This is a genomic window from Dictyobacter alpinus, from assembly GCF_003967575.1.
Taxonomy (GTDB): domain Bacteria; phylum Chloroflexota; class Ktedonobacteria; order Ktedonobacterales; family Ktedonobacteraceae; genus Dictyobacter; species Dictyobacter alpinus.
In genome coordinates this window covers 2,665,781-2,678,867 of the sequence record NZ_BIFT01000001.1, presented here as the reverse complement: position 1 = coordinate 2,678,867, position 13,087 = coordinate 2,665,781, and the positions used below count along the sequence as shown (strand labels likewise).

General features: G+C 49.9%; 11 protein-coding genes. 9 read left to right on the top strand and 2 right to left on the bottom strand.

All coding sequences use genetic code 11. The annotated features are described in order from the left end of the window. Positions 1 to 268 precede the first annotated feature (268 nt). Positions 269 to 493, top strand: a complete 225-nt coding sequence (locus EL633_RS10605) for a hypothetical protein (protein ID WP_126627148.1) — start codon at positions 269 to 271, stop codon at positions 491 to 493. Here EL633_RS10605 and EL633_RS10600 read toward each other — a convergent pair. Beyond that, the gene (locus EL633_RS10600; RefSeq protein WP_161982072.1) at positions 490 to 2,808 is read right to left on the bottom strand and encodes a GH92 family glycosyl hydrolase; all 2,319 of its coding nucleotides are present in this window, start codon (positions 2,806 to 2,808) and stop codon (positions 490 to 492) included. The two genes, EL633_RS10605 and EL633_RS10600, sit on opposite strands and share 4 nt — an antisense overlap. Positions 2,809 to 3,245: 437 nt before the next feature. Here EL633_RS10600 and EL633_RS10595 point away from each other — a divergent pair, with 437 nt between their 5' ends. The 8 genes from EL633_RS10595 to EL633_RS10560 all read left to right on the top strand — a co-directional run bounded on the left by EL633_RS10595 (position 3,246) and on the right by EL633_RS10560 (position 12,659). Continuing rightward, entirely contained in the window at positions 3,246 to 4,505 is a 1,260-nt protein-coding gene (locus EL633_RS10595) for a hypothetical protein (RefSeq protein WP_126627146.1), read from the top strand. Positions 4,506 to 4,507: 2 nt separating this feature from the next. Then, positions 4,508 to 5,824 (top strand): MFS transporter, encoded by a 1,317-nt coding sequence (locus EL633_RS10590; RefSeq protein WP_126627145.1) that lies wholly within the window; start codon positions 4,508 to 4,510, stop codon positions 5,822 to 5,824. A 38-nt stretch (positions 5,825 to 5,862) separates the two neighbouring features. Then, positions 5,863 to 6,651: a DUF1838 family protein gene (locus EL633_RS10585; RefSeq protein ID WP_126627144.1), complete on the top strand. Its 789-nt coding sequence runs from the start codon at positions 5,863 to 5,865 to the stop codon at positions 6,649 to 6,651. A gap of 370 nt (positions 6,652 to 7,021) precedes the next feature. Beyond that, positions 7,022 to 8,737: a peptide ABC transporter substrate-binding protein gene (locus tag EL633_RS10580; protein WP_126627143.1), complete on the top strand. Its 1,716-nt coding sequence runs from the start codon at positions 7,022 to 7,024 to the stop codon at positions 8,735 to 8,737. Positions 8,738 to 8,861: 124 nt separating this feature from the next. Beyond that, positions 8,862 to 9,818, top strand: a complete 957-nt coding sequence (locus tag EL633_RS10575; protein WP_126627142.1) for an ABC transporter permease — start codon at positions 8,862 to 8,864, stop codon at positions 9,816 to 9,818. Positions 9,819 to 9,865: 47 nt separating this feature from the next. After that, complete coding sequence (locus EL633_RS10570; protein ID WP_126627141.1) at positions 9,866 to 11,065, top strand: ABC transporter permease; 1,200 nt, start codon at positions 9,866 to 9,868, stop codon at positions 11,063 to 11,065. Positions 11,066 to 11,256: 191 nt separating this feature from the next. Next, entirely contained in the window at positions 11,257 to 11,925 is a 669-nt protein-coding gene (locus tag EL633_RS10565) for an SOS response-associated peptidase (protein ID WP_126627140.1), read from the top strand. 113 nt (positions 11,926 to 12,038) lie between these two features. Further along, entirely contained in the window at positions 12,039 to 12,659 is a 621-nt protein-coding gene (locus EL633_RS10560; RefSeq protein WP_126627139.1) for a biotin transporter BioY, read from the top strand. Between the two features lie 62 nt (positions 12,660 to 12,721). Here the strand turns inward: EL633_RS10560 and EL633_RS10555 are convergent, their stop codons facing one another. Next, a complete protein-coding gene (locus tag EL633_RS10555; RefSeq protein ID WP_126627138.1) occupies positions 12,722 to 12,937 on the bottom strand; it encodes a hypothetical protein in 216 nt (71 codons plus the stop codon). Positions 12,938 to 13,087: the final 150 nt, after the last annotated feature.

Genomic DNA, 13,087 nt, shown 5'->3' with positions numbered 1-13,087 from the left:
ATATGCAGACGATTATTAAAATCACACCATATTTGGTAGGCAACTTTTGGGCAAGCAAATTCCTGGACTGTTTGTCATCTTGATCCTGGTTTAACATGAATTTTATCCTTCCCATGATTATTTAATGCAAACATACATCAAAAATCATCTTAGCATCGATATTCATGTTAGATCACGATACATGCTCCTGGCTGGATTCAGCCAATCTCTTTAATATTTGCGGGAGAGCATTAAAAAGATCGTGGCCACCCCGATAAGGATTCCTCCGATGATTATTGAGACGATGTTTGTCCAGCCGGGAGCGACAACAAAGCCCCAGATGCCAGTGCCGATACTTATGCATCCGAGTGAGAGAATGATGATGCCAGTGTTTCTTCGTGTTTTCTGTGAAGCCAATGTGATTACCCCTATCGTTCAAAGTTTGTATTCAGGTCCCTTTACTTTGCCAGAAATCAATTGGTTTGTCACCTTTTGTGCTCTGCGTCAGGGTTAGGCAGGCAAGAAGACCGGCGGAGCATCGCTGAGGCGGCTTCCCCAATTATTAGGGTGTTGTCCCAGGCTGAAGGTAAGGGTGGCTCCATTTTTAACTTTGCTCCAGGGGAGCCATAGCTGGCTGCTGGCAATATTGTTGATTTTCAGGCTCTGGATATAGAAGTTGCTGGCGCTGGCTTCAGGTGCGTTGATGGTCAGTGTGTGTCCATTTGCCAGTTGGATGGTGGCGGATGGGAAAGCTGGACTGCCAACGACAAAGCCGCTGACACCCGGTACCTCGGGATATATGCCCAGGGCGGAGAAGACGTACCAGGATGAGGTGGCTCCGCCATCGTCGTTGCCAGGGAGGCCATTAGGGGTGCTATTGAAAAGTTGACGTTGAATACGACGCACAATGGCCTGGGTATGGGATGGCGCTTGCGCGAAATCATATTCCCAGGGCGTTCCCAGGCCGGGTTCATTGCCCATAAAGCTATAGGGACTCTGGGGGCCGATGTTGATGTATTTGAAGAATGTATCCAGGCGTTGCACGACGGTGGCATTACCTCCCATTCTTTGAAACAGTTGTGGCAGATCAAAGGGCTCCATCCAACTATACTGCGCGGAATTGCCTTCGGTAAAGCCTGCGATGCGAGCCGGATCAAAATCAGGCTTCCAACTACCATTGCGTTCACGAACCTGGATGTAGCCACTACTGCTATTGAAGAGCAAACGCCAGTTTTGTGCGCGTTTTAGTGCTGTCCTGGCAATATCTTGCTTCCCCAGGGATTGCGCGAAACGTCCGATGGCGAAGTCGGCGTTGGTGTATTCCTGCGTGGTCGAGGCGGCATCATTTTTCATAGCGGCGGGAATGTAGCCCAGAGATATATAGTCTGCGTAACTTTCACGCAGTTGCGGCTGTCCATTGATCATGGCCTGCAAGGCTGCCTGCGTATCAAAATGTGTGTTCCCATAGGCATAAGCATCGGCAATCATAATCGAACCACCATCACCATTCATGCCATGGGAATCTACGTTGGCTTGCTCCCAGCGTGGAATATGGCCATCTCCCTGGACAGCATCATCAACTAATGATTGCGCGATATCACTGGCATCATGAGGAGAAATAATCGAGAGAAGGGGCATCAGTGAACGATAGGCATCCCAGCCTGGAATGTTCTCAAAATGGATGTGCCCGCTCGGGACGGTGTGAATCTTGCCGTCAAAGCCTAGATATTCCCCATTTGCATCATTGAAACGGTTGGGATGAAAGAAGCTATGGTAGAGCGCGGTATAGAAGGTGGTCTTTTGCGCGGCTGTGCCGCCTGTGACTTTAATCGTGTTGAGTCGCTGGTTCCAGGCGGCGGCAGCACTGGTCTGCATGGCATTGAAATCGAAGCCAGGTCGACGAGCAAGCAGGTTGCCGCGCGCATTAGCCAGACTCACATATGAGATACCAACGCGCACATGTACAACTGGAACATGATTTGTGCCAAAGGTCACAAAGGCTCCGGTCCGACGACCATGCGTGCCAGTCGATTTCTGCTGGACAGTCGCTCCATTCCAGGTTCCCCATCTGGTGAAGGTATGATCAAACTGGGCCACAAAATAAATAGTATAGGAAGACTTACCACAACCAATTATGCTGGTGGCTGAACCACTGACTTCATTATTCGTGGGATCAAGCGCGACCATAGCTGCACTATTACCAAGAGCACTTCCACCTGCATTGATAAGTACGGTAGATAAAGAGGAAGCGGGATACGTGAAGCGTCCCATTCCGGTTAAAGCAGCGACGGTCAGTTCCACCCTGACCTCGGGCTTATCCAGTTGGACGGAATAGTAGCCGGGATGGGCACTTTCTGTACTATGAGAAAAAGTAGATTGATACAATGAAGCATTTGTCGCGGGCGATGCGGTGACATTGCCAATATACGGCATAAAAGGAAAATCCTGCTCGGACCGACAGCCACGTCCACTGAAATGGGTCAGGCTAAAGCCTTTCATGCTGGAATCAGGATAAAAATAGCCTCCTGGAACAGGCGAAGGTGTATCCGGACTCCACTGCATCATGCCAGTTGGATATGCAGCCCCCGGAATGGTATCTCCATTATCTCCTACTACACCAAAATGAGCTCCCCCAGGTTTCGTACCGATAAAAGGATTTACATATGCGGCTGGACCAGAGGTCGAAACCTGAGCCCGATTGAGTTGGAGAGGCCCGGACTGAAGCATAACGGGGGCGGGGATAATTATACATTGGCTCACGAGAAGGACAAGCATAAGCAAAAATATATTTGTCCTTCTCCGGCGCTGAAGCAAGCTAGTTTTCATCATAGATACTTCTTTTTGGCTGCTCATATAAAAACGATAGCGATTTAGTATTTCATTATTAGTTCAGTGCGACACAAGCGCCATATGGGCAAGAGCTACACCCCATTAAGCGTAGCATTTTTTTATGCCATTTGCCATGTAAACGGATAAAAGGATGGATGGCTTATAAATGAGCATCACTCTTTTATGATCACAAATTTAATATTTTTACATATGAACATTAAATTTGAATAAATTTCAGCAATTAGAAGTATATTTTTATGGGAAAAAGGCGTACTTGCTCCTTGACATTTTATTGATATTTGCCTATTCTATACGCGATGATATAGATATTAGCTAATGTAAAAATCAAATAGAATCCTGAAAAGTAAAGGAGCAGATATAGAGTTACTCATTATATATATCATCCTGGATTCTATTTTAGAGAGAAGATTTGTAGTATGTCAAAAAGATCTGCCCAGGTTGAGATGAAAAGTGTCACTCAACTTATGGATGCACGCTCAGGATTTTGGGGATGGTGGCTTAATCTAGCGGCTCCCCCACGCAATGAGCAGACGATGGCGGGTCCGCTGTTACGCGAGAAGATGCGTAAAGCAGAGCTAACAGCCTATTTTCTCTTCGTCGTGGCTTGTTTCGTCGTCTTTGACTTGATCCTTGCCCTGGTCTCAAGCCATTTTATGAGTGTGATCTTTGTGCTGATTTTCGCGCTATTTCTGGGGCTACTGACATTTTTGAATCGAGCGGGTCGTACGCAAGTGTCTGCGATCCTGCTGGTTTCTGCGATGTTGCTCTCAATCATATTTGTGATCGCCTTTACTCCTTCTACAACCTCGGCAATTGATCTTTTTCCGACCTATGATTTCTTTGTGTATCCGATTGCTCTAGGTAGCCTCTTTATTCCTAGAAAATTTATTTTTCCCTTTACGATAGTTGCGATTGCTTTTATCGTTTTCAACCTGCTTTTCCAACATCATGGTGCTGATATCGAGCGCGTTAAGGGTACCAGCGGTGTGGCTATCTGGTTGATTCGTCCTGCGGCGGTTTTGCTGGTTATTGCGATCGTGAACTGGTTGGGGATGCGTAGCATAGAAAAGGCAATTTTACGTGCTGACCGTGCTGAAGAACTTGTAACGGCCCAAAATCAGGTGACAATTCAGGCACGTGAGATTTCCCAACAAAAGGAGCAGTTAGAGTCTGAAATCACACAGATCCTCCTGGTACACCGCGAGGCGGCGAACGGTAACTATGCGGTTCGGGCCCCTGTACGTGCCAATGATGCAATCTGGCAGATTGGTCGCTCGCTGAATAATTTGCTGGCACGCTATGAGCAGTTCGCGCATGACCAGCGAGAGTTATCGGCGCAACAAGAGGATATCGAGAAGGTTGCCATCTATATTGAGAATATACGTCGAGGACAGAGAATCGCGCCACCACTCTGTCATTCATTGGCTGGAAAACGCATGTTAACCGCGCTTGGCGCAACGGTACTCCCTGCCGAACAACGACCTTTTTCTCCTTCTAGTCCTGATCAAAGACCTTTCCCAGGTTCTAGTGTTGAACAACAACCATTCCCGACGTCCACACGCTATCAATGGAACGATGGTGGACCCCAACAGGGCCGACCCGCCTCTGATAGATTACCTCATGTGCGACCGCATAATACAGGAAATATTAGTCCCAATCAAGAAAGGACGTATTAATCATGTCTGATGTTAAAAACATCAGTGATGCTACTGCTTCATCGGAGGCGACTGCGAATACGGCACTTCCTGACTCCGGAGTAGAGGAACAGACCAGCAAGGCCGGCGCCACTTTTCAAATGGTATATTTTCTGGCTAATCTGGCCACAAATGCGATCCTGCTCCCAATTATTATTTACTTGATTCCACATCAAATTCAAGCGCTGGATCCGGTTAACCATGTGACCAGTCTGGGTATTGTTGAATCTATTGGCGGTATTTTTTATCTTATTTCGGCCCCTCTGGCCGGTGCGCTCAGTGATCGCTCAACGTCACGTCTGGGTCGCAGGCGCTTCTGGATGCTGATTCATATGCTGTGCGCCTCGGCTGTCATTGTACTGCTGGCTAATGCTCCAACCGTCTGGTTAATCGTTGTCGGCTGGTCATTATTACAATTCTTCGGTGCCGCATTGTTGACGGTCATCCAGGCAATTATTCCGGATCAGGTGCCGGTTCGTAGACGTGGCATGATTTCAGCATACGCCGGTCTGGCTATTCCGCTGGCCGCGGTGCTGGGTGGTGTGGTGGTGGCGGTCATATTTAAGAACACGCCGGTTACTTCTTACTATGTCTTCATAGTGCTCCTTATCGTTGCAGTATTGCTGCTCTTTGCTATTTTGCAGGACCGCGTCCTACCGAAAGAGGCACAGGCTCCCTTTCAGTTTGGACAGTTCTTGAGACGCTTCTGGGTTGATCCCCGTGAGCATCCCGATTTTGCCTGGGGACTGGTAACACGCCTGCTGCTATTCCTGGGATACTATGCCGTCTCGGCCTATTTACAATACTACATCCAGGATGGCCTCCACTATGCCCGACTCTTCCCCGGTAAAGAGGCGCTGCAAGGAACGCTGCAAGTACAAAGCATCATGACGATCATGATCCTGATCTTTTCTTTTACGGCCGGCATTGTTTCAGATAGGATCGGACGCCGTAAGCCGGTGGTTATCGCGTCGGCATTGTTGATCGCGGTCGCCCTGTTTGTTCCTGCCATCTCACCAACATGGCCGGCTATGCAGGTCTTCGCGGTCCTGCTGGGTGCGGGCTATGGCGGCTATCTGGCCGTTGATACCGCACTCATCACCCAGGTACTCCCATCAGCCAATGATCGCGCCCGAGACCTGGGCATCATTAATCTGGCCCTATCAATTCCGCTGATCGTCTCACCAATCCTGGCCGCCACACTGGTCAATAGCCTGGGCTATCCAGCACTCTTCGCAGTAGCAGGCGTTCTGGCGGCACTGGGCGGTATTCTGGTGTTGCGCATCAAGAGCGTGCGTTAGTTCTCGCTATACAATAGCTAGAAAGATAGAAATACTCAATGTTAGATCTCACTCAATCAGAGAATCTGTTACAGACATTTGTCAAAGTACGTGCATCGCTCAAGCCAGATGAGATTATCTTTATGTGGAGCGGCAACATTTATAGTGTTATCCCTGGAGAGCGAAACCGCCTGCTCTTCAGCATCGATGGCTATAATGTCGGTCGCTGTATGGAGATAGAGGGTGGCTATCAGCACCTGATGCGCGAAGTGACCTTCTATAAAGATCCTGCCGCTGGCACCATTCTTGAGCGCTGGCAGAATCCTTTTACGCAACAGGAAGTTGAGGTGGTGCATGTCTGGAATGATCCGGTAAACCAGCAATATCTCCTGGATGGTCCCTATGGGAAGTTCAAATTACCGATCGCGCAACTAGGCCAGGATCGTCTGTGCGCGAGCATGGATATCATGCTGGCCTATCCATCACCCCTGCCCCGATCATTGTACCCACAATATTCGCAGAACGATCTCTACCAGGGAGCAGAACTATTCCAGTTTTTCTTTAGCCAGCAGGATGCCGAGAATCCCGATCTCTTCTCAATCCCCTGCGACATCTCATGGACCCGTCTGGGACCATGGCTCCCCTGGATGGAGATGGCTGATCGACCAGGCTCTTTGCTCTATCAGTGCAGCGGCTATAAGCTGACCGCCGGCTATCAGGAACTGCCAGTCCAGGTTCGCACCTATGTTGAGCAGCGCGATCCCAAATATATGCATGCCCCAGACGAGTTCACCCGCCCTAATGAAACCTCCTGGACCTATTTCAAAAAACACCTCGCACATAAATAAATATGATCGCCGGGGAGCCTGGTAGCAGGTTCTCCGGCCCGCTCCCACAGCATATAATTAAACCTGGATTCAAAACACAGGTATACTGACACCATGTAACCTCTTTGAAGGTGATGTCGTGTTATATCGTGGCAACACATTGACAAGGTTAAAGATATACTTCATAATACAAACACATTGTTGACTTTGTTGATCAATAAAGTCGCTAAGGCGATTCTATTCGATCATTAAGGGAATTCTTTAAAATTCCTTTTAAGGGAGATTTAAGTTCTCTTTAAAAGAGAGACAAATCTTTGAGAGAAAGTCATCAAAAGACACGTATAATTATTGTGAGCATTTGTTTATTCTATTTTTCAGCGAAGGAGGCGTCATGCGCCATATCCGTAAGAAATCTGGATTACTAAGCATTGCAAGTATTTTGGGTGCTCTGGTCATGCTGCTGTCCGCATGTGGGGGCGGATCAACTGCGAATGACAAAGGTGGAAGCACACAGATCCCCATGGCAGCGAAGCAAGTCTTACGCATACCAGCCATTGGCGGCGATTTTGACACACTTGATCCAGCATTGACAGCCGGCGGTCTGGGAGAACCTTACAACCTTCTTTTTTTGGGTCTGGTTGGTGCCGATGACAAGGGTAATATCCATGATGTGCTGGCCGCATCCCACCAGGTTTCCAGCGATGGTCTGACCTATACTTTTAAACTGAGAAGCGGTCTGAAGTTCAGCAATGGCGACAAACTGGATGCCAATGATGTGGCTTACAGTCTGAATCGTGTCATTGATCCAGCGACCAAGTCACAGGTGAGTAATTATTTAGGCTTGCTCAAAGATTATGACAAATTTTCAGCCGGCAAAGTGAAAACCTTGATCGGCGATAGCATCGTTGTCAAAGATGCGAACACCATTGATCTGATCATCAGTAAGCCAGCGTCCTATTTCTTACAGGCGCTAAACTATTCAACCGGAGATGTGGTAAACCAGAAGCTGGTAACGAAATATGGGGCCAGTTGGACTGACCACTTACAAGAAGGTGCCGGCAATGGTCCTTTCAAAGTGAAGAGCTATAGCCACACCACCGGACTGGTTATAGTGCCAAACGAGAGCTACTATGGGAAAAAGCCAAAATTGCAGGAGATCCAGTATACAATCACTGGCGACCGCGATAGTACCTTCAAATCGATGAAGGCCGGACAGTTCGATCTCGCGCCGGTTCCTCCCGCACTGGACAATGCGAACCGTAACTTGCCTGGCTATCAGGAATCCCCGGCTCTGGCAACACGTTATATCGCGATGAATTATCTGGTCAAACCCCTGGACAACATCAAGATCCGTCAGGCGCTTTCGCTGGCCCTGAACAAAGATCTGATCGTTGGCAGCATCATCGGTAAAACGGTGACCCCAAGCTACCATATCATCCCGGATGGTATTCCTGGCTATAACAAAGATCTGAAAGGTCCTGGTGGTGTCACCACTAACGCAGGTGATGCAGCCAAAGCCAAAACATTGTTCCAGGAAGGCTTGAAGGAAGAGGGCTATAAGAGCGCTGCCGATGTGCCACAGTTGAAACTGGCTTACTCGCAGAGCTATAAAGCCGGTGCCGACACCATGGCGGCCGTCGCGAACGAGTGGAAGCAGGTACTGGGCTTCAACGTCAAACTGGTGGCGGTAGAAGGCAATGACCTGATTAGCCAGCAGTTCGCCACCACCGGTAAGGATGGTCCTTTACAGTTGTGGTACGCCAGTTGGGGTGCCGACTATCTGGACCCACAGGACTGGACCTCGCTCTTCTTTGAGAAGGGTGCCAATTATAACAACTTCAACTATGGCCAGAACAAGTCTGCTACCGCTACGGATCAGCAAGCGGTCCAGGATCTCCTGGCTAAAGCGGATGTGACGCCTGATCAGGCTACACGCCTGAAGATGTACCAGGATGCCGAACAGAAAATCGTGAATGATGTCCCCTACATCACGACTTATCAGTCTTCCTACAGTTACCTGGTTAATACCAAGCTGAAAGGCTGGAAACTGCAGCCGCTGGGTAGTCAGTCCACGGAAGATTGGCTGGATATCTACTTCGCCAAATAGTAGCGTTCAGCACTTAGACTCTTTCAACTCCTGATATAATGCTCACAAGAAATGGGCCGGGTACTCGTCCCCGGCCCGCCCCCCGGCTGAGTAGCATCATGTACATCATAAAAGGAATAGCATTATGACTCGCTTCCTACTCAAACGCCTGGTAGGATTGATCTTTATTTTACTGGGCGTCACATTTATCACCTTTATCCTGGGCTATCTGGCACCAGGAGATCCGATTAAAGAATCTATGGGGGATCACTTTAATCCGGTGCTCTGGCAAAACTTGCGCCATGCGTACGGCTTTGATCTGCCATGGTATGAGCAGTATTTGAATTATCTGGTCAGGCTGGCACATTTTGATCTAGGGACCTCCTTCCATCCTCAACAGCGTCCTGTGTGGGATATTCTGAAGGATGGCGTTCCCATCTCCGTTGAGCTGTCTTTGTGGGGCTCGATCGTCACCCTCTTAATGGGCGTTCCGATAGGGATTGTGGCGGCCCTGAAGGCCAATACCTGGCTCGATACACTCAATATGGGTGTGGCCCTGGTCCTCTATTCCCTGCCTTCATTTATCCTGGCTGTCTTCGTCCAACTGCTGATCCTGTGGATCGACAAAACGGGCGTCGGCTGGCCGGTATCCGGCTGGGGCGATTCCTGGCAATATACCTGGGGCGATATCCAGTATAAACTGGTGCCGATCCTGACCTATGGGGCTGCGGGCTATGCGTATTACGCGCGCCTGACACGGACCACCATGCTGGAAGTGTTGCGTCAGGACTTTGTACGTACCGCGCGAGCCAAGGGTCTGCGTGAACGGGCCGTGGTGTTCCGCCATGCGTTACGGAACGCGATCATCCCTTTAATTACCGCCATTGGACTGCTCCTTGGACTGCTGGTGACCGGATCCTTCTTTATTGAAAATATTTTTAGCATCCCCGGTATCGCTAACATCACCGTGGCGGCTGTCTCGCAACGCAACTATCCAGTGATACAGGCCACAACCATCATGGTCGCTATCGGTGTCGTGTTCGGCAACTTACTCTCAGATATCCTGTATGGCATCGTCGATCCACGCATTCAATCCGAGTAAACGCAACAGCTATGACGAAAAAAAGAGAAAATGGAGAAAGACGGACGATGGATAAACATGAGAAGGAGTTTGTAGAAACGCCAACAGACGTTTCCAATACGGCCACCGACACCAACGTGCAAGCAGAAGAGACACACACGACCACAGATCTCGCACCCGCTCCCGAGGTGCTGGGACAGGATACACTGGATGGGCCGGCATTAGCCGAAGAGGATCCTCTGGCTGAAGTGGCTACCATACCCGCTGAATTACCGCCTGAAGTCCAAAAAGAGGAACGCAAAAAACATCCCAGCCCATTCCGTGAGTCGCTCCAGCATTTTCGCCGTGATAAACGCGCCATGGTCAGCCTGGGCTTTGTCGTATTTCTGATCCTGCTGGCCCTGCTCGGCCCCCCTATTTATCAACATATTGGTGGCGTCTATAGTAGCGACCTGCAAGGAAAAATCGGGCCGGAAGTCTACCATAGCTATGATCATCAGGAATTGAGTAAAATCAATCAAGGACCGTCAGCACAATACTGGATGGGAACCGATGCACTTGGACAGGATATGCTGGCACGCCTGATGCAGGGACTGCTGATCTCCTTGACCGTAGCCTTCCTGGTTGAGGTCGTAGATGTGGGCCTGGGCGTCACGGTCGGCGTACTGGCCGGCTACTATGGAGGCTGGGTCGATCTATTGCTGGCTCGTTTTACCGACCTGATCTTCGCCTTTCCAGGCTTACTCTTCGCCATCCTGCTCACCGGTATTTTTGGGCAAACCGCCAACGACTATTTCGGCAAACTACCACTGGTCGGCCCCTTCCTTAGCAACGGCAATGCCTCCCTGGTCATCGTCTCGCTGGCACTCGCCCTGGTCTCCTGGCCATTAATGGCACGCTATGTCCGTGGCCTCACCCTACAGATCAGGCAACAACAATTCATCGAAGCGGCCCTGACATCCGGAACCCCCGATACCCGCATCATGTTCCGCCATATCGTGCCCAACCTGTTCAACATCGTCATCGTCACCTCAACCATCAACGTCGCCGGAACCATCATCGGAGAAGCCGGACTCAGCCTGCTCGGCCTTGGCGTCACCCACCCGGGCTCCAGCCTGGGGCTCATGATCTCTGACGGTCTCAACTACCTTGAGGTCTATCCCTGGGACACCATCTTCCCAACCCTCATCCTGGCCGGAATTGTGCTCTCCATCTCCTTCATCGGCGATGGCTTGCGCGATGCCTTCGATCCTCGCGCTACTGGCTAACCCACATCTCTGGGCACACAATAACAACAACACCGTTTCAGGTGATACCAGAACAGAGGAGAATCCAGCCATGGCCGGATTCTCCAGGTTTGGGGTTTGGGGACGTCTGGATGACCGCTTCTAGCGTATTAAAGAAGAATATCTTTAGGCACTATATATGCTTATTGAGAAAGGTCTAAGGAGGAAACGCCATGTGTGGTCGCTTTACGTTGTTCCATAATCTTGAAAGTATCGGGCAGGCATTTCATGTTGCCGTTCCCAAATCTATGCAGCAAACGCCACGCTATAACGTGGCTCCGACACAAGATATTGTGACGATCATGAATGATGGGACAGATCCCCATCTGGAGTTGTTGCGCTGGGGCTTGATTCCATCGTGGGCCAAAGATGAGAGTATGGGGAGCAAGATGATCAATGCGCGTGCCGAGACGCTGGCTGAGAAGCCGAGCTTTAAGCGCCTGCTGCATAGTCGCCGCTGCCTGATTGTGGCGGATGGCTTTTATGAGTGGATGCAGGAGCCAGGTTCAAAGCTGAAGACGCCGATGTATATCACGCTGAAAGATCACGAGCCCTTCGCATTCGCCGGACTCTGGGATAGCTGGAAGAATCCTGCCGGTGAGCAGATACGTACCTGCACGATCATTACGACCAGTCCGAATGCTGTTGTATCCCCGATCCATAATCGTATGCCCGCGATCCTGTTACCAGAGGCACGCGAGGAATGGCTGGACCCAAAACAAAAGGATGATCATTTCTTGCAAGAACTGCTCAAAGCCTATCCAGCTCAGGAGATGGAGGCTCGCCCGGTCTCGCGGCGCGTCAATGATACGCGCTATGATCATGCGGATTTAATTGCCTGATCCGGCCTGACGGGTAAGATAAGATAAGAAAGCCACCACCAGAGGGAATTTTTGATAGTATAATACTCCTAAGTACATAAATCTTTGTTGATTTAAGAAGGAGCATCTATTCTATGGCAATTGCCCCCGGAACAACCCTTATCGATCATATCAGTCCGTCACCTTCATCACGGAGTCAGGCGTTATTGAAAGATGGAGCTCTGGTGATCGGGACCAGCCTGTTGATGGCGTTGGCCGCTCGCGTGAGCATCCATCTCCCCTTTACGCCTATTCCCCTCACCCTCCAGACCCTGGTGGTAATGCTGGCAGGCGCAACCCTTGGTAGCCGACGTGGCGCACTGGCCATGCTACTCTATTTAGCTGAAGGTGCCGCCGGACTCCCAGTCTTCGCCAGCGGCGGTGGATTCCTGTATCTCCTGGTCTCTCCGAGCGCCGGTTATCTCTGGTCTTATCCTATCGCCGCCTTTGTGGTTGGCTATTTGTGTGAGCGTGGACTGGACCGCAGTTTCCTGACATCGGTCCTGGCTATGTTGCCCGGCACCGCCATTATTTATGCCCTTGGCGTCTCCTGGCTAGCCGTGGTCGCTCATATGAGCTTTACCCACGCCCTGGTCGCGGGTATGCTCCCCTTTATTCCAGGTGACCTGATAAAGATCATCATCGCTGCCATCCTGATGCCAACCGCCTGGCTCATCGTTGGCCGCGTAAAGCCCGAAACCCGTACCAGAGACTAAGTCTCATCTTCGCTATATCACAAGAAGAAGCGCCCCATGTCGGGCGCTTCTTTCTTTTATCGCTATGGATGTTTTTTTCTTTTATAGCGCACGTAAAGCATATGCATGAGAAAGAGAAGAAAACCCAGGGTCAGCAAGGCCGCACTGGCGAGCAGGATGATTACTTTCGTGGAATTCGCAAAACTCTGGGCAATCAGTAAGCCGATCACACCAGCTTGAATAAGCATTAAGTAGCATATGGAAAAGTTTGATAGCTGATTTGAACGATACCCTGGCATGCTTATGCACCTTTATCTATGAGCGCTAAATAACTCCAAACACATAATAGAAAAAATCAGCGCAAGAAGACAGTGTCAAACGCCCCATTTTCTCGTGTGATGAGGGAAGTCAGTAGTCATACTGTGGAAAGAACAGAACAGAACAGGACC